Origin of the sequence: Catenuloplanes indicus (assembly GCF_030813715.1) — a bacterium.
Lineage (GTDB): Bacteria > Actinomycetota > Actinomycetes > Mycobacteriales > Micromonosporaceae > Catenuloplanes > Catenuloplanes indicus.
On record NZ_JAUSUZ010000001.1, the window covers coordinates 4,625,008 to 4,649,131 of the forward strand.

Sequence of the window (24,124 nt, forward strand, 5' to 3'; positions counted from 1 at the left end):
ATCTCCTGCGGGCGGCGCAGACTTCTGTGCCTGTGCCAGACATCCGAGGGACTGCGGCAACCGTAACCCGTTACGTCAAGACCTGCAAGCCCAGTGACGGGTTCCCGCTACGCCGGGTAAGCATGCGTCTCGGTCGCCTTGACTGCCGCCCACACCGTTCGGCCGGGTATCAGGTCGAGCTGAGCGGCTGCGGCCGGTGTCACATCCGCGGCCGCCGGGAGTGGTCCGGCCAGCTCGATACGCAGGTTGTCGCCGTGCCGCTGAATGCCGGCGATGGTGGCGGCCCAGATGTTGCGCGGGCTGCCCGCCGGTTCCTCCGCGTGCAGCGCGACCGAGGACGGCCGGAACGCGACGAACGCCTCGCCGTCCAGCCGGTCGTCCACACGCAGCGTGAGGCCGTCCAGCGTGACCTCGTGCCCGCTCGCCCGCCCCCGGTAGAGGTTCAGGCCGACCAGCCGGGCCACGTAGTCGGTGCGCGGCCGCGCGGTCACGGTCGCCGCGTCCCCCTCCTGCACCACACGACCACCCTCCACGATCACCAGCCGGTCCGCCAGCACCAACGCGTCCAGCGGGTCGTGCGTGACCAGCAGCGTCGCGCCGGGGTGCGCGGCCAGGTGCCGCTGCAGTTCCGCGCGGGTGTCCAGCCGCGTCCGGGCGTCCAGGGCCGCAAGCGGTTCGTCGAGCAGAAGCAGACGCGGGTGTACGGCGAGCGCGCGCGCCAGCGCGACCCGCTGCGCCTGCCCGCCGGAGAGCTGACGCGGGCGCTTCGACGCATGCTCGGCCAGCCCGACCCGAGTAAGCCAGTCCAGCGCGGCCCGGCGGGCGTCACCGCGCCGGACGCCCCGCCGGCGCGGGCCGAACGCCACGTTGTCCAGCGCGGACAGATGCGGGAACAGCAGGTAGTCCTGGAACACCACGCCGATCGGGCGGCGTTCCGGCGGCAGCGCGCCCAGGTCCTCGCCGCCGAGCCGGACGTGACCGCCGCCGGTGAGCGGCTGCAGGCCGGCGAGCGCGCGCAACGCCGTGGACTTGCCCGCGCCGTTCGGCCCGAGCAGCGCCACCACCTCGCCGGGCGCGATCCGCAGCGCGACGTCCAGCCGGAACGTGCCGCGGTCGACGGTCAGGTGCGCGTCGAGGTCTCCATCGGTCACGTCGCGGATCCCACCCATCGGTCGCGCAGCGCGGCCAGGATCGTCACGGAGACGACCAGCAGGATCAGGCTCAGCACGATCGCGGCCTCCACGTCCCGTTCCAGAGCGAGATAGACCGCCAGCGGCATGGTCTGCGTCCGGCCCGGGAAGTTCCCGGCGAACGTGATCGTGGCACCGAACTCGCCGAGTGCCCGCGCCCAGCAAAGCACACCGCCGGCCGCGATGCCGGGCGCCACCAGCGGCAGCGTGACGTGCGTGAACGTGGTCCAGCGACCGGCACCGAGCGTGGCCGCGGCCTCCTCGTACCGCGCATCCGCGCCGCGCAGCGCGCCCTCGACCGCGATCACCAGGAACGGCAGCGCCACGAACGCCTCGGCCAGCACCACGCCCGCGGTGCTGAACGGCAGCGTGATCCCGAATGCCTGATCCAGCCACTGCCCGACGATGCCGCGCCGGCCGAAGACCAGCAGCAGCGCCACGCCACCGACCACCGGCGGCAGCACCAGCGGCACGGTGACCAGCGCGCGGACCAGCCGCCGGCCGCGGAACTCGACCCTGGCCAGAAGCCACGCCAACGGTACGCCGAGCAACAGGCACAGCACGGTCGCCAGCGTGGCCGTCAGCAGTGACAGCCGCAGCGCGGCCAGCACCTGCGGCTCGGCCAGCCGCGCCGGCAGCGTGCCCCACGGCGCGCGGATCAGCAGCCCGGCCAGCGGCAGCACCAGGAACGCGAGCCCGAGCAGCGCCGGGACGAGCAGCGCCGCCGGGACCCGTTGCCGTGTGGTCACGGCGCCTGGAAGCCGGCTTCGGTCAGCGCCGCAAGGCCCTCGGACCGGACGTACTTGATGAAGCCCTCGGCCGCGGCCGTGTTCGGCGCGTCCTTCAGCACCACGATCGGATAGTCGTTGATCGCGCCCGCCGACTCCGGGAACTCGACGCCGTCCACATCGGAGGCGGCTGCCTTCACGTCCGTACGGTAGACCAGCGCCGCGTCCACCTCGCCCAGCTTCACCTTGGCGAGCGCGGCCTTCACGTCCTGCTCCAGCGTCACCGGCGTCACGGTCACCCCGGCCTTCTTCGCGGCCGCGCCGCACGGCACCTCCTCGGCGCAGAGCGCGACCTTCAGACCGGGCTCCGACAGGTTCGCGAGCCCGGCGATGCCCTTCGGGTTGCCCTTCGCCACCGCGATGACCAGCTGGTTCCGAACGAACACGACCGGCTCGCCCGCGTTGCTCCCACTGTCGGTGACGGACTTCATGGTGGCCGGGGACGCGGCCGCGAACACGTCGGCCGGCGCGCCCTCGTTGATCTGGGTGGCCAGCCCGGAGCTGCCGCCGTAGTTGAACGTGATGAACAACTGCGGATTCCGCGCCTGCAGCTCCTGCCCGATCCGGTCGAACGACTCGGTCAGCGATGCCGCCGCGAACACGGTGAGCTGCCCGCTGAGCGCGTCGCCGCCCGGCGCCGCAGACCCGCCGCTCGCCGCCGGGCTCTCGTCGCTGCCGCTTCCGCCGCAACCGGCGAGCAGCAGCAGTGCCGTCACCACGAGCGCCATGGTTCGTCTCATCCCGTCTTCCTCCCCAGGGACGCCGTCTCCACCACGACGGTGGTCGACTTGATCACGGCGACCGCGACCGAACCGACTCGCAGGTCCAGCTCGTCGACGGCCTCCCGGCTCATCAGCGACACGATCCGGAACGGCCCGGCCTGCAGATCCACCTGCGCCATCACCGCATCCTTGGTGACCGCGGTGACGATGCCACGCAGCCGGTTCCGCGCCGACGACGTCTCCGACGCCGGATCCGCCGCCTCGTGCTGCTCACGCACGAACGCCGCCAGCGCTTCCCCCTCGACCAGCCGGTGCCCCGCCTCGTCGCGCACCGCCACCAGCCGCCCGGCGTCGATCCACCGCCGCACGGTGTCCCCACTCACGCCGAGCAGCTCGGCCGCCTCCCCGATCCGAAATCGCGTCACATACGTCATCTTAGGGCTCGCATCCGCAAGCCTGAACCGGCTTCATCGTCCGCAACCGCGGCGTTATGGGATCAACCGGTTGCGGACTGTCCTCCCGGCCACGATCATGGGCGCCATGACTCACGGGAAGGGCGCTCACCGCCCCGTCGCATGATCGGCTCGGTACCGGCGTCCTCGCCGGATCACGCCGCATGGCTGATCTCCGGCGTGACGGGTGAGCGGAAGCCGCGCCGGCGAGAGCAGCGCGAGGTGCTGGGGCTACCGGTGGTCGCGCTGCGGAGGGCCGGCCCGCTGAGAGATCTGGACGCGGGACGGTGCACGGGAACGCATCGGCGATCTCGGCGACGCGATCGGGCACGTGCTGACCACGGCGGGCGGCGCGGTGTGGGCGGCCTACTTCGACGAGGCGACGGGCGACGACGGACTGGGCTCGCGCGGCCTGGTCAGATTCGACGACACACTGGCCGTGAGCTGGACGTATCCGTACGACGCGGAGCCGGAGATCCTCGACTGCCACGCGCTGACCGTGGCCGGTGAGACGCCGTGGCACTACGCCTACACCACGTTCCACATCGGATCTGTGCGGAACCGCGCGCCGGAGGACCACGGACCCGCGCCGCATCACGGCGCGTACGCGCTGCTGGTGTCCGGCCGGGACGGCGCGCTGATCGGCGGCTACGGCCCCGAGCACGATCTCGTCACCCCGCTCCGCCTCGGCCCCGGCGGGATCGAGGGCGGGCAGGCCCGGCGGCTGATCTTCCCGGACGGCGGCGGACTACATGACGTCAACCGGGCCCAGCTCTTCACCCGCGGCGCCGACCTGCACGTCTTCCACGACAACGGATGGTGGCGGGCGTCCCTGGACGAGCTGACCGCCGGATCTGGACTCGCTGGTTCCTGACGCGACCACCCACGGACCGGTGCCCGCGGGAGCATGCCCCTGCTGCCGCCCCTGAACCGGAGTGAACACTGAGTCCTCGCCGGAAGCGGGAATATCTAAAGCTTCTGGGTCAGGTCGAAGACCGTGGTGAGGCGGCGGTCGGCTGGGATGGGGGCGTGACCGCGCGGGTCGATGAGGTAGGCGCGGAGGCCGGCTGCCTCGGGGCCGAGGAAATCGGGTTCGAACGTGTCGCCGACGAAGACGGTCTCGTCCGGGGTGGCCTGGAGGGCGGCGAGCGCGGTGGCGTAGATCTGCGGGTGGGGTTTGCGGCGGCCGAGGTCGACGGACGTGATGACCTGAGCGAACGCGTCGGCGAGGCCCATCGTGATCAGGTGCTGCGGCACCAGTGCGGGCCAGTGGGTGTTGGTGACCACGGCGAGCTGGTAGCGCTCGGCGAGCGTGCGGACGAAGGCCTGGATGCCCGGCGGGTACCTGACGCCGGCGTTCCATTCGTCGAGGTAGGCGTGGACGAACTCCTCGCCCTGGGCGGCGGTGGAGCGGCGGCCGAGGATCTTCGGGAGGAAGTGGGCGGCGGCCTCGGTCATCGAGTATTCGCGGTGGCCGGCCTCGCAGATACGGTCGAGTTCGAGGCAGGTGGCGGACCACTCGGCGAGCATGCGTTCGTAGCTGACCTCGACACCCCAGTTCCGCACCGTCGCCCAGGTCTTGGGGTAGCCCTGCGTGGTACGGCTGGACGAGTAGTCGACCAGCGTGCCGAAGAAGTCGAAGAGGATGCGGGTGGGCTGCACGGGAAGCATCATCGCAGCCCGACCGCGGGAACGGGAGCGTCAGGCGGGGGACGGCCGGGTCCGGGAGCCGACGAGCGAGGCGAGACGGAGCGCGGTACGCGGTGCGGTGTCGCCGCAGCACGTGTTGATCAGCGCGTGCAACGAGTCCCCCTCGGCGGCCAGTTCGCGCAGCCGGCCGGCCCACTCGGCCAGCTCGTCGTCGCCGTACTCGTAGCGGAACTTCTCCTTCTTGTCACCGGACTCCCACGCGCCGCTGCGGCCGTGGAAGCGCACCACGGCCGGGTCCGCGGTGCTGACCGTGACCGGTGGAACGGACGACGGCAGGCCCTGGGTCATGTCGACGATCACGTGCGAGAGGTCGTGCGACTGGAGGAAGAGCAGCGTGTCGAGCGCGTTCACCTCGGTGAACCAGGTCGGGTTGCGCAGCTCGACCGCGACCCGGTGCGGGCGGCAGCGGTCCGCGGTCGCGATGATCCGCTCCTTGGCCTTCTCGCCGTGCGTCAGCCACGGCGGGAACTGAAGCAGCACCACGCCGAGTTTGCCCTGGCCGGCAAGGGGTGTAAGGACGTCGTGGAAGCCGTCCCAGAGCCGTTCGTACGCGTCCGGGTCGAGGTCGCGGCGGCGTAGCCGTTGCAGGCCGGAGCCGGGGCGCAGCGCGGCCGGGATCGCGCTGGCCGGCGTGGGATGGCCGGTGAACAGCGAGAACGCCTTCACGTTGAACAGGAAGCCAGCGGGGGTACGGTCGGCCCAGGCGCGGGCGGTGGACGGTGCCGGGATGCCGTAGTAGGTGGTGTCCACCTCGACCAGGTCGAAGTGCTCCGCGTAGTACGCCAGCCGCCCGGCCGGGTCGTTGAACTCCCGTGGGTACCAGCCGGACGAGACCAGCTCCCGGTCCGCCCAGCCCGACGTGCCGACTCGAATGCCACCCATGTAGTTCAGTGGACCCCGTGCCGGCCCGCAGGGCAATTCGGGGAACTCCAAAGGGTTACCCCGGCCCCGGTCCCTCGACCGGACCGAAGGCCTATCTCGCTGCGGCCAGCACCTCGTCCGCGACCGCGACCGCCGCGTCCGGGCGGCCGTGTGCGCGGGCTGCCTCGGAGATCCGGTGACGGTACGCCGGATCGTCCAGCAACGCGATCAGCTCCTGGCGGAGCCGGTCCGGCGTGGCGTCCTCGGCGGCCAGCATGCGGGCGGCGCCCAGGTCGGCCAGGTGCCGCGCGGTGCGGCGCTGCTCGTCGCCCTGGGTCGGGATCAGTGGAATGTAGACACTCGCCTTGCCCAGCGCGTTGAGCTCGGCGACCGTGCCGGCGCCGCTGCGGGCCACCACCACGTCCGCGGCGGCCAGCACGTCCGGCAGTTCGTCGTGGATGTAGGGGAACACGGTGTAGCGCTGCTGGAGGTGCGGCGGCAGGGACGCGTGCCGCTCGCGCATCATCTCGTAGGAGTAGTCACCGCACTGGTGCAGCACCTGCGCGCGGGTCAGCAGGTCCGGCAGCACCTCGGCGACCAGCTTGTTGACCTGCAGCGCGCCCTGCGCACCGCCGGTGACGTAGACCAGCGGCAGCCGCGGGTCGAGCCCGTAGCCGGCGATCGCGCGGTCGCGCTGGCCCATGAACACCTCGGGCCGGATCGGGTTGCCGGTGACGACGGCCTTGGACCGGGCCTTCTCCGGCAGGTGGTCGATCGACGACTCGTGGCTGAGCAGGATGCGGCTGGCGAAGCGGGACAGGATCCGGTTGGCCAGGCCGACCGCGAGCGTCTGCTCGTGCATGACCAGCGGGCGGCGCAGCAGCCAGGCCGCGACGCCGACCGGCACGCACACGTAGCCGCCGGTGGAGATCACCACGTCCGGCTTCGCCTTCGCCACGGTGGCGATCGCCTGGAGCACGCCGAACGGGATGCGGAACGCGTCGGCCACGTTGCGCAGCTGGTCCTTGACGTTGATGTGGCGGCGCAGCTTGCCCGTGGTGATCGCCTTGAACGGCACGTTGTTCTGCACCGAGATCTTGGCCTCGAGCCCGTGCGAGACGCCGACCCAGAGAATGTCCGGCTCGGTCCCGGCCCGGGAGAGCCGTTCGCGGATGGTGCGGATCGTGGTCAGCGCCGGATAGGTGTGACCACCCGTCCCCCCGCCGGTGACGATGATCTTGATTTCGCCCACCCGGGCGGCACTGCTGTAGATGGTCATGCGTCCTTCGCCCGCGGTGTCGCGCCAGAGGTCCCGAGTGTAGCCAGAGGACCCCACCGGTCAATGCGGCCACCACATATCCGCAGCTCAGCAACGGTCTGTGCGACGATCGATCACGCAGGGTCGCCGAGTGAGAAAGGCCACTGGCGTGAGCATGACATGAGCTTTCAAATGGATAGCCGCACGGGGGATCGTGCTCGGCTGAAGGGAATCCGGAAGGACTGTGGCGACATTGGCTGAGGCAACGGTCGACCTGGGTGCGATCGCGCACAACACCCGGGTGCTCAAGCGCGCCATGGGGCAGGCCGGCCTGATGGCGGTGGTGAAGGCTGACGGGTTCGGGCACGGCGCCGTGCCGGCCGCGCGCGCCGCCGTCGCGGCCGGCGCGGACTGGCTGGGCGTCACCTCCGCGATGGAGGCGATGCAGCTGCGCGAGGCCGGGCTGGACGCTCCGGTTCTGGCCTGGATGTGCGGGCCGCAGGACGACCTGGCCGCGCTCGCCGAGGCGGGCGTCACACTCTCCGTTGCCACCCTCTCCCACCTGGATGCGATCGCGGCCGAGGCGTCGCGGCGCGGCGTCGCGCTGGACGTGCACATCAAGGCCGACACCGGGCTCAGCCGCGGCGGCGCCACCCGGAACACCTGGCCGGAGCTGTTCGGCTGGGCCCGCAAGTACGAGACGGGCGGCCAGATCCGGGTCCGTGGCCTCTGGTCGCACCTGGCCAACGCGGAGGATCCGGGCGCCGAGAGCCTGGCCGCGCAGCAGAGCGCGTTCGCGGAGGCGGTCGAGCTGGCCCGTGCGGCCGGACTGGCCCCGGACGTGCTGCACCTGGCGAACTCGGCCGGCATCCTGCAGGTGCCGTCCGCGCGCTTCGACCTGGGGCGGGCCGGAATCGCGCTGTACGGCGTACCCCCGGTGCCGGGTGTTGATTTTGATCTTCGGCCGGCGATGACCGTGCGCGCACGCGTGGTACAGGCCGGGGACGGTCGCGCGGTACTCCCGCTCGGTTTCGGTTACGGTGTCCCGCGCGGGCTCGGCGGCGTTGCCGAGGTGCTCATTCACGGCGTGCGCCGGCCGATCTCCGGTCCGGTGTCGATGGATCACCTGGTCATCGACACGGGCGAGCTGCCGGTCACCGAGGGTGATGAGGCGGTGCTGTTCGGCTCCGGCGCGCGTGGTGAGCCCACCGTCGTCGAGCAGGCCGAGCACGCCGGGACGAACGCTCACGAACTTCTCACCGGCATCGGCGTGCGGCTACCCCGACGCCATCTTCTACACACGGAGGCCTGAACCTTGACCGAGCGTGGGAAGACCCGCATCGCCGTGATCTTCGGCGGCCGCAGTGGCGAGCACGACGTGTCCTGCAAGTCCGCGCTGAGCGTGATGCAGCACCTGGACCGCGAGCGCTACCAGGTGGTGCCGGTCCGGATCACGATCGACGGCGTCTGGATCGTCGGCCGGGACGAGCCGGACACGGCCGCGACGCTCGACCTCGACGGGCTGCTCGCGCAGACCCGCGCGGAGGACGGCACGGTCCACCCGCTGCCGATCAGCAGCATCTCCCAGGCACTCGCCGCGCTGCGCGACGTGGACGTGGCGTTCCCGTGCCTGCACGGCCCGTACGGCGAGGACGGCACCATCCAGGCGCTGCTGGAGCTGGCCGGCCTGCCCTACCTGGGCAACGGCGTGCTGGCCAGCGCGGTCTCGATGGACAAGGAGTTCACCAAGAAGATCCTGGTGTCCGAGGGCATCGAGGTCGCGCCCGGCGTGGTGCTGCGCCACGCCGGCGAGACCGTGAGCGAGGCCGACCGCGAGCGTCTCGGCCTGCCGGTCTTCGTGAAGCCGTCGCGCGCCGGGTCGAGCATCGGCGTGTCCCGGGTGGACGACTGGGCGGACCTTCCCGCCGCGGTCGAGCTGGCCCGCCGCAGCGACCCGAAGGTGCTGGTCGAGGCCGCGGTGCCGGGCCGCGAGGTGGACATCGGCGTGCTGGAGTTCCCGGACGGGCGGGTCGAGGCCGGCCCGTCGCTGGAGATCCGCGTGCCGGACGGCTTCGGGTTCTTCGACTTCGAGGCGAAGTACACCGACGTCGGCACCGTGTTCGAGATCCCGGCCAAGCTCTCCCCCGAGGTCAAGGCCGCGGTCGAGGAGTGCGCGGTGACCGCGTTCCGGGCGCTCGACTGCAGCGGGCTGCTGCGCGTCGACTTCTTCTTGCGTGAGACGCCGGACGGCGTGGTCCCGGTGATCAACGAGGTGAACACGTTCCCCGGCTTCACCTCGATGTCGCAGTTCCCGCAGATGTGGGCCGCAGCCGGTGTCGGCTACGCCGAGCTGCTGGACGTGATGGTGGAGACCGCGCTGCTCCGCCAGCACCCGACGCCGCCGGTGGTGCTGCCCGAATAAGCACGACCGCGTCGAACCGGCGTATATCACCGGTCGTGATAATCGACGCATGGTTCACACGGTCGCGCGGCTCGCGGAACGCCTCCGGGCCGCCCGGCAGCAGTCGTTCGTCGGCCGGCGTGCCGAGCTGACCGGCTTCCGTGACGCGCTCGCCGCCGCCCCCGGCGCGTACGCCGTGCTCTATCTGCACGGCGCCGGGGGCGTCGGCAAATCCACGCTGCTACGCCGCTTCGCGGACGAGGCACGCGACACCGGCCATACCGTGGTGGAGATCGACGGCGGCACGATCGAACGGATCGAGGCGGCGGCCGTCACCGCGGGCTCGGTGCTGCTGATCGACTCGTTCGAGCGGTCCCGGCACCTGGAGAGCTGGCTACGCGAGACGTACCTGCCGAAGCTGCCGGCCGGCGCGGTCGCGGTGCTCGCCGGGCAGGAACCGCCGGACCCGCTCTGGGCGTCCGACGTCTCCTGGTCCGGCCTGCTGCGCGTGACGCGGCTCGGCGACCTCGCACCGGACGAGGCGGCCGAGCTGCTGCGGCTGCGCGGCGTGCCGGAGTCGCGGCACGAGGCGGTGCTGGCGTTCGCCGGTGGGCACCCGCTCGCGCTCAGCCTGGCCGCGTCGTCGGCCGCGTCGGCCGTCCCGGAGTCCGCCGGTCGCTGGGTGCCGACCCGGGACGTGCTGACCACGCTGATCGATCAGCTGGTCGGCGAGGTGCCGTCGCCCGCGCACCGGCTCGCGCTGGAGGTCTGCGCGCACGTCGAGAGCACCACGGAGGAGCTGCTCCGCGCCGTGATCGGCGATCAGGCCGCCGGCATCTTCGACTGGCTGCGCCGGCTGCCGTTCGTCGACGCCGACCGGTACGGGCTCTACCCGCACGGCGTGGTCCGCGGCGCGATCGAGGCGGACCTGCGCTGGCGCGACCCGCAGGGCTACGAGCGGCTGCACCACCAGGTCGCAACGCACATCCTGGACCGGGCCCGGACCGCGTCCGGCGAGGTCGTGCAGCCGGCCATGCGCGCGCTCTGGCATCTGCTGCGCGCGAACGAGGTGCTCGGCCCGTTCGTCTCCGCACGCGACGACGACGCGGTGCGGGCGGAGCCCCTGACAATCCAGGACCATCCGGCGGTACGGCAGATGAGCGCGTCCGGCGTGCTCGACTTCTGGCTCGCGCGGCGGCCGGAGGCGTTCACCGCGTACCGTCGCGCCTCGGACGGCACGCTCATCGCGTACGCCGCCCACCTCCGCCTGACCGAGCCGGACCCGGTGGAGCTGGCTGCCGACCCGGCCGTGGCGCTCGTCTGGGCCGCGACCGAGAGCGCGCCGCCCCGGCCGGGCGAGCACCTGCTGATCACCCGCTTCCTGTACCCGCCGATCGACCGGCGCCCGCGCGAGGCCGGGATGCTGATGCAGATGCGGGTGCTGGAGGCCTGGATCCGGTCCACCCGGCTGGCATGGTCGTTCGTGGTGGCCCCGGACCCGGACCGGCTGCTGCCGCTGATGGCGTTCACCGACCATCATCCGGTACCGGGCGGCGGCCGGATCGAAATCGAGGGCCGGCCGTACGGCGTGTTCGGCCACGACTGGCGCGCGCTCCCGGTCGACGCGTGGATCACCGCGCTGAACGCGCGGCTGCTGTTCGGGCCGGACGCACGGCCGGGCCGGCCCGCGTTCACCGTGCTGTCCCGCGCCGACTTCGACGCCGCGGTCCGGGACGCGCTGCGCAACTGGCATCTGCCGGACGCACTGGAGAGCAACCCGCTGCTGCGCACGCACCTGATCGGTGACCGCGGCGGCAACCCGGTGCAGACGCTGCGCGATCTGATCGTCGAGGCGGTCGACTCGCTGCGTGACGACGCCCGCGAGGGCAAACTGCACCGCGCGCTGGCCACCACGTACTTCCACCGGGCGCCGACCCAGGAGGCGGCGGCGGAGAAGCTGGGGGTGCCGTTCAGCACGTACCGGCGGCATCTCACCCGGGGCGTCGAACGGGTGGCCGAACGGCTGTGGCAGCTGGAAGTCTGAGGGGCGTGAACAACGACGGATCATGGCTTTCCGAACGGGTCGTCGCGGCGGAACGGGCGGCGGGTGCCCCGTTCGACCTCTCCGCGTGCGTGCGGGAGCCGATCCACCGGCTCGGCGGCATCCAGTCCTACGGCGCGCTGATCGCGCTGCGCGACGACACCATCGAGGTGGTCAGCGACAACGCGCCGGCGCTGCTCGGGCCGGGTGCGGCGGTCGGCGCACCGTACTGGGACCTCGCCGAACTCTCCGCGCTGCGCGCGCTGGCCGACGCGGACACCGGGCAGACCGCGATGATGCCGGTCGCGCTGGACGGCCGCTGGTTCGACGTCACCGTGCACCGCGCCGAAGGCCTGCTGGTGCTGGAGTTCGAGCCGGCCACGTCGGTCACCACGCCGTTCACCACGTTCTACGCGCCGATCCGGTCCGCGCTGGTGCGGCTGCAGGCGGCCACGACCGTGGTGGAGGCCGCACAGGCCGCGGTCCGCGAGGTACGGTCGATCACCGGGTTCGACCGGGTGGTGGCGTACCGGTTCGAATCGGTGGACGGCCCCGGCGAGGTGATCGCGGAGGAGACCGCCGCCGGGCAGGAGCCGTGGCTCGGCCTGTGGTTCCCGGCCACGGACATCCCGCCGCAGGCCCGCCGGCTCTACGAGCGGAACTGGATCCGGGTGATCACGGACGTGGACGACGCGACCGCTCAGCTGCTCCCGGCGACCTCCGCGCCGCTCGACCTGTCGCTGTCCGTGCTGCGCACGGTCTCCCCGTACCACCTGGAATACCTGCGCAACATCGGCGTCGCGTCGTCGATGTCGGTGTCGCTGCTGTCCGGCGGCCGGCTCTGGGGCCTGATCGCCTGCCACGGGCACACACCCACCACGCTCGGCCCGCAGCTGCGCGCTGCCTGCGAGTTCTTCGGCGTCGCGCTGTCCCTGCAACTCGCCGCGCTGCGCGAACGCGACGACACGGTGGCCCGGGAACGATCCCGCACCGTGATCGCCCGGCTGATCGAACCGATCACGGACAGCATGGCCACCGGTTGGTCCGACCCGGCCGGCCTGGACCAGGTCGTCGAGTCCGACGCGGTCGCGGTCTGCCTCAACGGCCGCACCACCGTGCACGGCGCCGACCCCGGCCCGGAGGTACTGAACGCGCTCTGGGCCGCCCTGCCACCGTCCACCGCCGGCGAACCGTGGCACAGCGACCGGCTCGGCGAGGACCTGCCCGCGCTGGCACCGTTCACCGGCGCGCTCGGCGGCGCGCTGGTGCTGCCGCTCAGCGACACCGGCGACCGCGTCGTCTGGCTGCGCCACGAACGCACCGCGCCGCGCCGCTGGGCCGCGGACCCGGCCCGCCCGGTGGTGCTCGGCCCGCACGGCGAACGGCTGACGCCGCGCGGCTCCACCGCGGTCTTCCTGGCCACGGTACGGGGCCGGAGCGCCCCCTGGTCCGCCACCGACCTGGCGATGGCCGTCGAGCTGGGCCGCGCGATCCTGCAGGTCGCGCTCGCACACACCCGCCACCTGTCGACCCTGAACACCGAACTCAGCCGCAGCAACGTCGACCTGGACTCGTTCGCGCACGCGGCCGGGCACGACCTCAAGGAACCGCTGCGCGGCATCGCGAACCAGGCCGCGTTCCTCGTCGAGGACAACACCGACCGGATGGACGAGACGACCGCACGCCGGCTCGCCTCCATCCAGCGCCTCGCCACCCGGATGGACGAGCTGCTCAACGCGCTCCTCTACTACTCCCGCCTGGGCCGCACCGACCTGCACCGCGAACCGATCGACCTGACCGCCGCCGTGACCCGGGCCACCGAGATCGCCGGCCCGCGCCTGGAGGAGGAGTCGGTCCAGGTCACCGTCACGCCGTCGCCCGGGACACCGCTGCTCGCCGACCCGGTCCTCTTCGACGAGCTGCTGGTCAACCTGCTCGTCAACGCCGCCAAGTACGCCCGCCCCGACGGCCCACGACACGTCGAGATCGCCACCGCCCCGGTCGACGGCGCCCCGGCCCTGATGGTCCGCGACAACGGCATCGGCATGCCCGCCCACCTGCGCGAACAGGCCTTCGAACTCTTCCGCCGCCTCCACCCTCGCACCGCCGGCGGCGACGGCTCCGGCGCCGGCCTGGCCATCGTCCGCCGCATCGTCGAACGCCACGGCGGCCACGCCTGGGCCGACGAATCCCCCACCGGCGGCACCACCATCTGGGCCACTTTCCCCTGACCGGTCCCCGCACCGCTCGTGGTGACCACGGCGGGACCGGTGCCCGCGGGAGCATGCGGAGCGTGGCCACGCCGGAAGCGGGCAGATCAAGGTCTTGATCTTTGGTGGTAGGCCGCCGGGGACTCGAACCCCGAACCTATGGATTAAAAGTCCACAGCTCTGCCATTGAGCTAGCGGCCCGCGGCTGTCAGGGTACCTGCGACACCCGGACCGCGCCTAAACCATATCGCCATGAGCGGAACCCCTCGGTCGGCGCGGTGTTTCGACACGTCGGTGAGCGGTCACATCGTTACTTGGTGGCGGACAACGATCGACGGGATACTGCGTCGGTCTTCCGGCCAGTACATTACTGACCGTGCTGGGCGGAGGTGATGAGCGTGGGTGATGGGGACCGGGCCTGGGCTGGTGCGCTGCACCGGTTGTGGCGGGCCGCCGGGGCCATCACCGATCGCGAGGAGCTCGCTGATCTGGTGCTTCCGCCGTTGCAGGCGTTACCGGGCGTGGTCGCGGTGTGGGGGTTGCGGCACCGGGTGAGCGACGGCGCGGTCGCCGAGTACCGGTGGACCGGCGTGCCGCTGGAGAGCGACGACGATCGTGCGCTGGCGCGGCGGATGGCGCGGTGGCGGGACGGCGACGCCGTGCTGGTCCGGGAGGCGGTGCACGGCGCGAAGCTGGTGATCGTGGCCGGCTTCGAGGTGGCGGGTGAGGCCGCGGGCACGTTCGAGCTGCTGGTCGACGGCACGGCGGACGAGGAACGACTGACCACCTGCCTGTGGCAGGTGATCGACGTCACCCGGGAGGCGATCTCGCGGCTGCGGCGCCGCCGGTTCGACGACGAGCAGCAGATCCGGGACGCGCTGCTGGCCGAGGCGTCACTGCAGATGGACGCGGTGCTCGAACCGGGCCAGACGATGCACCGGGTGGCCCGGATGACCGTGCCGGCGATCGCCGAGGGCTGCCTGGTCTACGCGTGCGAGAACCGCGATCTGGTGCTGCGCAGTGCGGTGCACGTGGACGTGCGGCGGATCACCGACCTGCTGGCGGACCGCGCCACGGCGGACGGTCTGCGCGCGCTGGCCGAGCGGGCGGTGTCCGGTCAGGCGGAACGCACCGAACCGGCCGACGCGGAGAAGGTCGGCGCCCGGCTGCTGCACGCGCAGGTGATGCGGGCGCGCGACCGCGTGCTGGGCGTCCTGTTGTTCTTCTTCGACCGGGACCAGGTTCGGGTGCCGCAGGCGTCGTTCCTGCGTGATCTGGCGCAGCGGGCCGCGCTCGCGATGGACAACAGCGAACTCTACGAGTCGCGCCGGCGCGAGGTGGTCACGCTGCAGGAACACCTGCTGCCGGGCCGCCTGCCGGAGATTCCCGGCATGCGGGTGGCGGCGGCGTACGCGGTCGGCGACCGGGCGCTGGACGTCGGCGGTGACTTCTACGACCTGGTGGTCCGCTCGAACGGCGTGGTGGCCGCGCTGATCGGCGACGTCTGCGGGCGCGGTGCGGCCGCGGCCGCACTGACCGGAATGTCGCGGCACACGCTCGGCACGCTGCTGCAGGAGCGCGTGTCTCCGGCCCGCGCGCTGAGCCGGCTCAACTCGGGCCTGCGCCGCGACGGCTCCTGGCGGTTCGTCACCGCGGGCGTGGCGCTGCTGCGCGAGACCCGCGCGGGCCTGAGCGTGCAGTGGATGTCGGCCGGGCATCCGGCACCGCTGGTGCTGCACCGGGACGGCCGGGTGACGCCGGGCCGCGGTGGCGGGCTGGCGCTCGGCATCGCCGACGAGGCCCGGATCGGCCGGTCCCGGCTGATGCTCGCGCCCGGCGACACGCTCCTGATGTTCACCGACGGCCTGACCGAGAGCCGCGATCGGGACGGCCGGCTGTTCGAGGACGTGGCGCTGCACGACACCGCGCGCCGCCTCCGCGACCGGCCGGTGGACGACCTGGTGCGCGAGCTGAGCCAGGCCGCCAAGGATTTCGGCACGACGGGGGCCGACGACATCGCCGTCCTGGCGATCAGAGCGGAGCAACGGTGAACGAAAAGCTGATCATGGTGGTGGAGGACTCCGACGAGGACGTCGAGGCGATCGGCCGCGCCATCGGCCGCTCCCACCCCGACATCCGACTCGAGTTCGTCCGCGCCGGCACCGACGTCCTCCCCCGCCTCACCGCCGACGGCGCCCGGCGCCCCGACATGATCCTTCTCGACCTCAACATGCCCGGCGAAAGCGGCCTCGACGTCCTCCGTCGCCTCCGCGCCCACCCGGAGCTGGCCTCGCTCACCGTGGTCGTCTTCACGTCCTCCGAGGACCCGGCGGAAGCGGGCGCCTGCTATGCGGCGGGCGCGGACAGCTACATCTACAAGCCGATCAACTTTGCGCTGTTCCAGACCGTCCTGCGCCAGACGCTGGACTACTGGAGATCAAAACCAAGGGACTGAGTGGGTGGTCGGCCCGCGGCTTCGCCGCATGGACAAAAACGGACCGGCCCTGTCGGACCGGTCCGTTTCCGCTGCTCAAGCGGAGGATACGAGATTCGAACTCGTGAGGGTGTTAACCCAACACGCTTTCCAAGTCTGCTCTCCGACGTTCCGACGGATGCAAAGGCGTCTGTATCCAGTACCGCAGCAGTGTCCAGACCGCCGATGAATGTTCCCGCATCACGACAAATGAGACGAGGTTTGAGACTAAGGACGCCCTTGCGGTCCTACCGCTTGGCAAGTGTTCCGATACGGCAGGCGGCCATCCCGAACCACGCCTGGCCTCATCCTGTGAGCTGCTGAGTGCGAAGATTAAGGTACGAACCCTGACATGCCACGCGCCTCGGCCGCCGCATGACAAACGAAATCGCCCAAAAGATCCACACGCACACCAAGACCAGAGCTAGAGCGAGGGGGCATCAAGGCGGTATAAATGTGACATGGCGCTTCTCGAGATCATGACTGTCACTGTCGGTAACGCCGTCGCTAAATGGATCTTCAGTGCGTGGTTGGGCGAAGGACTCGGGAAGGAACTTGCGGGGAGCACTACCGACCTCATTACAGCCAGGGTTCCTGACTTCTTGCAACGACGTCGCCTGGACCGACAGGCAGCTCTAATTGCAGAAACATCGGCTGCCAAGCTGAGCCGCGTTATCGCAGTCGAGTACGGGCAGCTTCCGCCCAACGAGCAAGAGTCTGCTGCGGCCGCGGTTCAGGATTCACTTAATGCCGCGCTACAGTCAATCAACCTGATTGCGCTAGACCTGGACGCCGTGAGGCTGAAAGACGCGATCACCTCCACAGATCCGAGACGCCCGGAACACGCCGGGCTCTCCGAGAGTGCTACACATCTTTACATGCTGCTTCTGTCAGAGGCATCTAATCACATCGTGGAGGTGATCACCACACTGCCTCAATTCTCCAGCATTGCAGCAACCGAGCTACTCCGCCGCGAAACGGCCGTAATTGACCTTGTGAACACAGTACTGCAAAGACTTCCAGACCCTCAGGTGATCGCCAATAATCTAGAAGCGTCACTTAGAGAGTTCGAGACGAACTACAGACGCTACATCGCACGCCGATACGATCGACTTGAGCTCTTTGGACTATCGGTTTCCGAAATGAGCAGCCGATACGCGCTCAGCGTAGCGTATATCACTCTGAGCGCTAAGGGGAAGATCAAAGCAAGGGCTTCAGATAACTTGGAAGCCGAGGAATTAGAGATTGACGGTAAGATTGGAATCGGCAAGGACGTTGATAGCCTACGAATTGACGAAGCGATTCAAGCCAGCCTTAGGACGTTTGTGCGAGGTGCCGCCGGCTCCGGCAAGACCACCCTCCTTCAATGGATTGCAGTTCGTAGTGCCCGGAACGAGTTTCACGGCGACCTTCAGGAGTGGAACGACAGAATTCCATTCTTCATCCAACTGAGACGCTTCTCTGATGGAGCACTTCCGTCGCCTAATGAGTTTTTGAAATTTGCGGGATCAACGATCGCCGAACGCGCACCCAATGGATGGGTTGCGGAACAGATGACGAATGGACGAGCGATCATTCTGATCGACGGCGTAGACGAGGTTGCCGACGGCGATCGTCCCAAAGTAAAGCATTGGCTGGACGATCTCACAGCCGCCTATCCGGATAGCAGATATGTAGTCACGAGTCGCCCTTCTGCAGTGTCAGAAGGTTGGCTCCAAACGGAGGGCTTCTCCTCGGTCGAACTTCAGCCGATGACCCTTTCCGACATAAAGTCTTTCATTTCTCACTGGCACGAGGCCGCGTCTTCATCTATCACGGAAAATGAAGAACTAGCCTCCCTGTCGAGATTTCACTCTAAACTGATCGACGCAATCTCCACGAGCCACCAACTCCGAAACCTGGCAACCAGCCCACTCCTATGCGCCATGCTCTGCGCTCTCAATAGGGAACGCAGAACGAAGCTCCCACGAGACCGGGTAGAACTCTACCGAATTGCGCTCGAGATGCTCCTCGAAAGGCGAGACCTCGAACGAGAAATTGGATCGGAACAGCGCCTATCACTACCCGAGAAGCTTATTCTTCTACAAGAGTTCGCGTATTGGCTCGTCCTCAATGAGCAATCCGACGCCACCTATCAAATAGCGCTTGATCGGTTCGCTCACCGACTCCAGTTTATGCCGGACGTCAAATTGTCAGCAGAAGAGGTCGTCCGCTTCATGCTGGTGCGTAGCGGCCTGCTCCGGGAGCCCATTCCAGGGCGCATCGATTTCATCCATCGAACTTTTCAGGAGTATCTGGCTGCAGTTGAGGTGGTCGAACTCGGAAATATTCCTATGCTTGTATCACGAGCAGCAGAGGACAACTGGCGGGAAGTGGTCGTATTGGCAGCCGGGGCATGCCACCGGAGTCAAAGGGAGGTCCTTTTCAGAGGCTTAATCGACCGAGGTCATAAAGACGTTACAAATCGGCACACACTTTGGTTGGTTGCTGTCGCCTGCGTAGAAACCGCCCGCGAGGTCTCCCCTGCGATCCGCCGCGAAATTTTCGACTGCCTCGGTGAATTGTTACCGCCTCAGAATATGAGTGAAGCAAAAGCGCTATCGTCCGCTGGCGAACTCGCGCTCGATGCTCTGGAAAAATTCAAGAGCGCTCGAGCAACTGAGGTCGCAGCGTGCATCCGAACAGCCACACTTGTAGGCGGCGAAGCCTCCCTTCATTTACTTTCCAACTATTCAAACGACAACCGAATCACCGTCCAAAGGGCACTCCTTCGAGCCTGGCAGTTGCATGACATGCCCGAGCAGTATGCAGAGACCGTATTAGCCGACGCGCATCTAGTTCGAGGAGATGTCACGCTATCAGATGCCTCGCTACTGCCTCACGTAAAATATCTCAAAAATCTAAAACGCCTATCCTTCATCATGCGCAACAAACCATTCAATACCGAGTACTTCCGCAACCTCCCACAGCTCACGAGTTTTGACGCACGGCTCAATGGCCACATCTCGACCATTGACTTCCTTGAAAACAATACCGAACTCACCTTCCTCGACCTTGAGGATTGCGAACACGTCAATGACATCAGAGTTGTAAAGGCAATGAAGAATCTGTCTCTTCTAGACATTTCCGGCACTGCCGTTAGAGACCTATCGCCTGTAGGCAACTCTCTTAAATTGGACTGGTTCTCGGGACGCCAACTTGACATTGACGACTGGTCAGCATTGGAAGGCCTGACCAATCTCAACTATGTCGACGTCCGATTCAACACGAACATCACTACTCTAGACTTTGCTCGACATTGGACAAAACTTGCTGTGCTGCGGTGCGACCGCACCTCTGTGCGCTCCTTGGATGCGATCGCAGGTATCGAAAGCTTGCATCAATTAACCGCAGGCAGGTGCGATAACCTTGTCGACATTGCTGCTATTGGGAGCTTAAGTGGACTTAGCGCCCTAATTCTAAGTAACGTAAGGTCTGTTTCGACCCTTGCTCCGATCGGCAGTGCTCCCAATCTTACCGATATCAGCGTAACGGGAAACAGCCAGCTGACAGGATTTGACGTGCTAGCCTCCTCCAAGTTCCTGACTCGATTCCAAGCAGCAGGATGCACCAAGCTGATGGATATCGAGTTTCTGAAAGGTAAGGAATATTTGCACCACGTGACCTTGCAAGACACTTCCGTGCGAGACATCTCACCCCTAGCGGGCGCACGCATGCTGTCAAGCCTGTCATTGTCGGGCCTGGCGAATCTAGCGAGCCTAGAACCACTAGCCGAACTGCCAAATTTGCGCACACTTACTCTTCGAGGAATTCCAAAAGTTGATCTATCGCAGCTTACTCAAAGCGAGGATCGCAAACTGCGTGTTCTAGTCGACAGAAATACGGAACTAATCGGTATCGAATCTTTCAAGAAAGCTGGCGGAAGTATTATGAGAGCGCAAAACCGTTCCACACTACGAAATCCGTCGAATGTGGAACAAATTTGACCTAGGCTGCCATCCCGTCCCGGATTTTATACCGGGAGTTTTTTGATAAATTCGCTCCAAGCACCCTCCGAGAACTCCAACCGCACGATAGCGGATCCTTTACTATCGCGAACATAAATAACGTGGTTAGCGACAGCCACTTCGACGCATTGGCCGCCGTTGGGGCTGGAGCGAGTGGACTTGCGCCAGATCAGGTCTTCCATGACTGGGCGGCCTCCTGGATGAGTCTGAGGGACTGGCGTTTGGGGAGGGCTTCTCCTAGGAGACCCTCCCAGATGCGGCGGGCGGCATCAACGTCTGTGGTGGTTTCGATGGTGAGGCCGCGGAGTTGGGTGTCGATGTAGGCGACGTCGGGGTGGTTGGGGAGGGTTGCCAGGACGAAGGCGCCGGCTAGGCCTCGGTGGACGCCTACCTCGGTGCGGAGGATGTGGATGTCGGCGGTGCCGGTGCTGGCGAGGGTGATTAGGTGGTCGAGTTGCTCGCGCATGGGGGTGGGTGAGTCGCTGATCGGGCGGTGGAGGATCGACTCTTCGAGGACTGTGATCAGGTGAGGCGGGTTAGGGCGGCTGAGGACCTGTTGGCGGCGGAGTCTGGTCTCTACGGCGCGCTGGAGGGTTTCCTCGCTCGCTGTTGGGTCGCCGGCCTGGAGTAGGGCGCGGGCGTAGGCGGGGGTCTGGAGCAGTCCGTCTAGGACGAGAGGTTGGTAGGAGCGGAGGGCGGTGGCGGTCGCCTCTACCTCCGCCCATGGGCGGAACCACTCAGGCATGACCTCGTGACTGGCGGTCGCCTGTGCGGTCTCCAGGAGGCGGACCAGGATGCCGCCCGCGTTAAGGACGTCATCGGCGCGTTGCATGAACGCGTTGCTCGCGGGACGTTGGCCGGTCTCGACGGCGGAGATGTGGCTGTCTGAGAAGTGGATCTCTTTGGCGAGATCCTGCTGTGTGATTCCTCTGCGTTCGCGCGCGATCTTCAGCTCCCTGCCGAGCGCGACGAGGACGGGGTGCGTGCTGATTGTTTGGTGATCAGCCATGGCGATTCCCGTACATTCCGCATCCTGCCACGTGGATTCCCGTATCAGACGGGTTCTTCTTGCATCGGCTTGTCGGGACCGCAGACAGGTTCAGTTTTACCTCTTTCTCGGAAATAGTCCTTGTAGTCGATGGCGGCGCGCCCCCTAGTCGCTCTGGAGCGTCCGCTTTTCTATCGAGGAACAAGGAGGAGGCTTCTGTGCCTACCGCAACCGCTGCGAGCACGGTGGCGAATGATGACCACCCGGATTTCTGTAATCCGGAGGAGTGTTTGGCCGACGCCGATCCGAAAAAGTTCCCGCTGATGCACCGGTCGAAATCGTGGAAGCTGCAACGCGCGGGTGACCCGCTCATTGATCGGTTGGTCGTGCGAGTGGTGGAGCCTGTCTTCACGCCGGACGAGTGGATGGTGGAGGTCGAAATCTTCATCGACGAGTCGGATCGGGCAACCGATACGGTGCACTTTCCGAAGACGGACGTTTTCTCGATGACCAGATTCTTCTTTATCATCATCGAGCACATCGTGTACGCGCGGTTGGAGTCCGGCTCTGGAGCAACGGGCGCGCGCCTGCCTGATCCAGGGCGGGCGGACGTCGATGTGAACTCGATGTTTTCCACATCGTTGGGGACATCGTTCACCTCACCATTCGGTTCATAAGTTGGCGCGCAAGGCGTCGATGTTCGTAGGTAATGCCTATTTCCAGGCGGGGCGGCGCGCGCCTCTAGGTGGTAGTAAGCCACGCGATTCCGCATCGGAGATTGAGAGGGTGGTATCTATGACAACGCAGCCCGGTGATAATGAAGCGGCCGTTCTGGCGGATCCGGGGTTTTGTACGCCGAAAGAATGCCTGGCGGACTCGGTGGACGCGCCACGGCGGCACCGATCGACACCGGTTGAGTTTCGTCTCCAGGAGGACGTATTCAACACCCGACTAGTGGCGCGGGTGTCGGAGTTCGTGGTCGAGCCGCAGAAGCTGTTTCTGGAGTTGGACGTGTTCACGGACGACTCGGACGAGCCGCACCACGAGGTGGGGCTGTCCCTCAGCGATCTTCTCGGGACGTCAAGGTTCTGCCTCGGCGCCGTAGCGGATGCGCTGGCCGCGGAGGCACAGCCGATGGAGTACACCGTGACCGAGAAAGCGGCATAGACCATGGCGGACGAGCGCGAAAGGCCTGCTGGTTCCGGCGATTTCCACACCGTTGGCGACACGGTTCTCCTCGACAAGTTCGATCTGGCCGACGGGGAGAGAGACGTCAGCGTTCGGATTTTGCATGTTCCGGATGTGCTGTGGACTGAGCCGGATGTGCAATGGGTCCGAGTGATCGGCGTCGAGATGGACGGTGACGCGGAGCGGGGACCGATGAGCCTCTTCGTCGTGCACAGGCGTGCCCTGGTGCGCGACAAGGCGAATGTCTAGTCGGGGCTGCGCGGTATCGCGTCGAGGATCAAGCGGGCCGCGTCGGCCGGCGGAGTCTCGGCGGTGTTGAGGAAGAGATCGGGCTCGGCAACGGGCTCGGTCTCTTCCCACGCACGAAGACGCGCCGAGGTGTCGCCGGTGGCGCGGGCGACGATCCGGGCCTCGGCAACGTCGCGGGGACACCACAGGTAGACCACGGTCCAGCGGGTGTCTGGGGTGGCCTTGGTGAGCGCGTCGATCGCGGGGACCTGGCCGAGGTGCACCACGGGCGTGCCGGTGCCGAGCGCATCGGTCAGGCCGGGGCGGTCGATGACGTAGACAGCCTCATAGCGGCTGTTTTCCCAGATGACGTCACCAGCGGCGCGGAGACTGGCGATCTCCGGTTCGGTGGTCATGCGGTAGGTGCCGGTGCGGCCGGGGCCGGCCTTCAGGCGGCGGAACAACGAGATGGTGGGGTCCAGGTCGGCCAGGGCGTGGGTCACGGTGTCTTTGCCGCTGGCGGGTGGGCCGTAGAGGATGAGGCCGCTGCTCATGGCGTACCGCCGGTGATGGTTTTGATCAGGTCTTTTGCTTGGGCCTGGAGTGGGCGGCTGGATGCCGAGTTGTCGATGACCTTGTGTGGGACCGGTGGGCGGAAGCTGGTTTCGACCTTGGAGAGGTAGCCGGCCCAGTCCGCGAGTTTCGCGGCGTCGCGTGCGGCGCCGCGGTGGCGGACGTAGGTGTGCATAGTGGCTTCGTCGCAGTAGACCCAGACGTAGAGGGTGACGGCGTTGAGTTCGGTGAAGGTGGCCTGGGTGCGTTCGATCCACGCGGGGTCGTTGAGTTCGCGGATGAACGGCGCGGTCAGGATGACGCTGTTGCCGCACGCGACGTTCTCCGTTGCGGCCGCGATCAGGGCCTCGTATTCGCGCGGGCGGATCAGGTTGAAGTACTCCGGCGACTCGCGGTCGTGGGGTGAGTGGCCGATCGTCTCCAACGCGGCCTCGACGACTGGGCGCGTGAGGGTGTCCTTGTCGAGCATTGACCAGCCGGTCTCGCGGGCGAGGATGCGGCCCAGCTCGGTTTTGCCGCTTCCGGCGTAGCCACCGACGATCACGACCTTGGGCTGGCGCGGGCGGATGTCGGCCTTGCGGTCCTGACCGGGGGCGTGGACGTAGCGCTTGGAGCGGGACTTGCTGATCACCAAGCCTTCCTCGGCCAGCAGGCGCATGGCCTCGGAGATGGTGAAGACGCTGACGTCCCAGCGTTCGGCGAGTTCGCGGGTGGACGGGAGGACGTCTCCGTCGCGGAGTACGCCGGCCTCGATGTCGTTGCGGATGTTGCGGGCGACCTGCTGATGCAGTGACTCACCCCGTGACAGTGGCGGGCGGGGTGTGGCCATGGTGTCTCCTCATCGCGTGGTGTCGACCCAACTGGTATCCCAAAATATCAGGTGTTTGGAGATCCATCCACGCTGTTAGCCGACGTTTCCGCAGCTCAGTACGCCTCTTGGAACAACTCCCAATCTAACAGTTGACCTGCTTGCATATCAACTGTTAGCTTCATGGCGCGGAGATCACCGTCACAACGACGGGGGTCACGAAGCC

The 24,124-nt window shown here is 67.6% G+C and carries 22 protein-coding genes and 1 tRNA gene; 11 read left to right on the plus strand and 12 right to left on the minus strand.

The window, feature by feature from the left end:
- Positions 1 to 107: 107 nt before the first annotated feature.
- Genes J2S42_RS20745 through J2S42_RS20760 form a run of 4 tightly spaced genes read right to left on the minus strand, consistent with a single transcriptional unit; the run spans position 108 to position 3,125 of the window.
- Positions 108 to 1,169 (minus strand): ABC transporter ATP-binding protein, encoded by a 1,062-nt coding sequence (locus tag J2S42_RS20745; RefSeq protein WP_307241566.1) that lies wholly within the window; start codon positions 1,167 to 1,169, stop codon positions 108 to 110.
- Positions 1,148 to 1,939, minus strand: a complete 792-nt coding sequence (locus J2S42_RS20750) for an ABC transporter permease (protein WP_307241568.1) — start codon at positions 1,937 to 1,939, stop codon at positions 1,148 to 1,150. The genes J2S42_RS20745 and J2S42_RS20750 overlap by 22 nt, the downstream gene beginning before the upstream one ends.
- Positions 1,936 to 2,718, minus strand: coding sequence for a molybdate ABC transporter substrate-binding protein (gene modA / locus J2S42_RS20755; RefSeq protein ID WP_307241570.1), 783 nt, complete (start codon positions 2,716 to 2,718; stop codon positions 1,936 to 1,938). The genes J2S42_RS20750 and modA overlap by 4 nt, the downstream gene beginning before the upstream one ends.
- Positions 2,715 to 3,125 (minus strand): TOBE domain-containing protein, encoded by a 411-nt coding sequence (locus J2S42_RS20760; protein WP_307241571.1) that lies wholly within the window; start codon positions 3,123 to 3,125, stop codon positions 2,715 to 2,717. Before J2S42_RS20760 ends, modA begins: the two co-directional genes overlap by 4 nt.
- Before the next feature lie 358 nt (positions 3,126 to 3,483).
- On the opposite strand from J2S42_RS20760, the gene J2S42_RS20765 reads away from it, so the two are divergent.
- Positions 3,484 to 4,026, plus strand: a complete 543-nt coding sequence (locus tag J2S42_RS20765) for a hypothetical protein (RefSeq protein ID WP_307241573.1) — start codon at positions 3,484 to 3,486, stop codon at positions 4,024 to 4,026.
- Between the two features lie 95 nt (positions 4,027 to 4,121).
- Here J2S42_RS20765 and J2S42_RS20770 read toward each other — a convergent pair whose 3' ends face one another.
- The 3 genes from J2S42_RS20770 to J2S42_RS20780 all read right to left on the minus strand — a co-directional run bounded on the left by J2S42_RS20770 (position 4,122) and on the right by J2S42_RS20780 (position 7,002).
- Positions 4,122 to 4,814: an HAD family hydrolase gene (locus J2S42_RS20770; protein ID WP_307241575.1), complete on the minus strand. Its 693-nt coding sequence runs from the start codon at positions 4,812 to 4,814 to the stop codon at positions 4,122 to 4,124.
- 39 nt (positions 4,815 to 4,853) lie between these two features.
- Positions 4,854 to 5,744, minus strand: coding sequence for a DUF72 domain-containing protein (locus tag J2S42_RS20775; RefSeq protein ID WP_307241577.1), 891 nt, complete (start codon positions 5,742 to 5,744; stop codon positions 4,854 to 4,856).
- Positions 5,745 to 5,835: 91 nt separating this feature from the next.
- Entirely contained in the window at positions 5,836 to 7,002 is a 1,167-nt protein-coding gene (locus J2S42_RS20780; protein ID WP_307241579.1) for a UDP-N-acetylglucosamine--N-acetylmuramyl-(pentapeptide) pyrophosphoryl-undecaprenol N-acetylglucosamine transferase, read from the minus strand.
- A gap of 223 nt (positions 7,003 to 7,225) precedes the next feature.
- On the opposite strand from J2S42_RS20780, the gene alr reads away from it, so the two are divergent.
- The 4 genes from alr to J2S42_RS20800 are packed head-to-tail and all read left to right on the plus strand — an operon-like array spanning position 7,226 to position 13,654.
- Positions 7,226 to 8,293 (plus strand): alanine racemase, encoded by a 1,068-nt coding sequence (alr, locus tag J2S42_RS20785; protein ID WP_307241581.1) that lies wholly within the window; start codon positions 7,226 to 7,228, stop codon positions 8,291 to 8,293.
- A 3-nt stretch (positions 8,294 to 8,296) separates the two neighbouring features.
- Positions 8,297 to 9,403: a D-alanine--D-alanine ligase family protein gene (locus J2S42_RS20790; protein ID WP_307241583.1), complete on the plus strand. Its 1,107-nt coding sequence runs from the start codon at positions 8,297 to 8,299 to the stop codon at positions 9,401 to 9,403.
- Between the two features lie 49 nt (positions 9,404 to 9,452).
- On the plus strand, positions 9,453 to 11,426 hold the full coding sequence (locus J2S42_RS20795) for an AAA family ATPase (protein WP_307241585.1): 1,974 nt from the start codon (positions 9,453 to 9,455) through the stop codon (positions 11,424 to 11,426).
- Between the two features lie 5 nt (positions 11,427 to 11,431).
- Entirely contained in the window at positions 11,432 to 13,654 is a 2,223-nt protein-coding gene (locus tag J2S42_RS20800; protein ID WP_307241586.1) for an ATP-binding protein, read from the plus strand.
- Positions 13,655 to 13,759: 105 nt separating this feature from the next.
- Here the strand turns inward: J2S42_RS20800 and J2S42_RS20805 are convergent.
- Positions 13,760 to 13,834 (minus strand) — tRNA-Lys (locus tag J2S42_RS20805).
- Positions 13,835 to 14,031: 197 nt separating this feature from the next.
- On the opposite strand from J2S42_RS20805, the gene J2S42_RS20810 reads away from it, so the two are divergent.
- The 3 genes from J2S42_RS20810 to J2S42_RS20820 all read left to right on the plus strand — a co-directional run bounded on the left by J2S42_RS20810 (position 14,032) and on the right by J2S42_RS20820 (position 20,092).
- A complete protein-coding gene (locus tag J2S42_RS20810) occupies positions 14,032 to 15,684 on the plus strand; it encodes a PP2C family protein-serine/threonine phosphatase (protein ID WP_307241587.1) in 1,653 nt (550 codons plus the stop codon).
- Positions 15,681 to 16,088: a response regulator gene (locus J2S42_RS20815; protein ID WP_307241589.1), complete on the plus strand. Its 408-nt coding sequence runs from the start codon at positions 15,681 to 15,683 to the stop codon at positions 16,086 to 16,088. The genes J2S42_RS20810 and J2S42_RS20815 overlap by 4 nt, the downstream gene beginning before the upstream one ends.
- A 479-nt stretch (positions 16,089 to 16,567) precedes the next feature.
- Positions 16,568 to 20,092, plus strand: a complete 3,525-nt coding sequence (locus J2S42_RS20820) for an NACHT domain-containing protein (protein WP_307241590.1) — start codon at positions 16,568 to 16,570, stop codon at positions 20,090 to 20,092.
- A 26-nt stretch (positions 20,093 to 20,118) separates the two neighbouring features.
- Here J2S42_RS20820 and J2S42_RS20825 read toward each other — a convergent pair whose 3' ends face one another.
- Both J2S42_RS20825 and J2S42_RS20830 read right to left on the minus strand, forming a co-directional pair.
- Entirely contained in the window at positions 20,119 to 20,295 is a 177-nt protein-coding gene (locus J2S42_RS20825) for a DUF397 domain-containing protein (RefSeq protein WP_307241592.1), read from the minus strand.
- Complete coding sequence (locus tag J2S42_RS20830) at positions 20,283 to 21,122, minus strand: helix-turn-helix domain-containing protein (protein ID WP_307241594.1); 840 nt, start codon at positions 21,120 to 21,122, stop codon at positions 20,283 to 20,285. Before J2S42_RS20830 ends, J2S42_RS20825 begins: the two co-directional genes overlap by 13 nt.
- Before the next feature lie 197 nt (positions 21,123 to 21,319).
- Here J2S42_RS20830 and J2S42_RS20835 point away from each other — a divergent pair, with 197 nt between their 5' ends.
- From J2S42_RS20835 to J2S42_RS20845, 3 genes are all read left to right on the plus strand, one after another.
- Positions 21,320 to 21,778, plus strand: coding sequence for a hypothetical protein (locus J2S42_RS20835; RefSeq protein WP_307241596.1), 459 nt, complete (start codon positions 21,320 to 21,322; stop codon positions 21,776 to 21,778).
- A 286-nt stretch (positions 21,779 to 22,064) separates the two neighbouring features.
- Positions 22,065 to 22,268: a hypothetical protein gene (locus J2S42_RS20840; protein ID WP_307241598.1), complete on the plus strand. Its 204-nt coding sequence runs from the start codon at positions 22,065 to 22,067 to the stop codon at positions 22,266 to 22,268.
- A 3-nt stretch (positions 22,269 to 22,271) separates the two neighbouring features.
- A complete protein-coding gene (locus J2S42_RS20845) occupies positions 22,272 to 22,538 on the plus strand; it encodes a hypothetical protein (RefSeq protein ID WP_307241600.1) in 267 nt (88 codons plus the stop codon).
- Here J2S42_RS20845 and J2S42_RS20850 read toward each other — a convergent pair.
- Positions 22,535 to 23,071 (minus strand): P-loop nucleotide/nucleoside kinase family protein, encoded by a 537-nt coding sequence (locus J2S42_RS20850; protein ID WP_307241602.1) that lies wholly within the window; start codon positions 23,069 to 23,071, stop codon positions 22,535 to 22,537. The genes J2S42_RS20845 and J2S42_RS20850 overlap by 4 nt on opposite strands.
- Positions 23,068 to 23,919: a GntR family transcriptional regulator gene (locus J2S42_RS20855; protein ID WP_307241604.1), complete on the minus strand. Its 852-nt coding sequence runs from the start codon at positions 23,917 to 23,919 to the stop codon at positions 23,068 to 23,070. The genes J2S42_RS20850 and J2S42_RS20855 overlap by 4 nt, the downstream gene beginning before the upstream one ends.
- Positions 23,920 to 24,124: the final 205 nt, after the last annotated feature.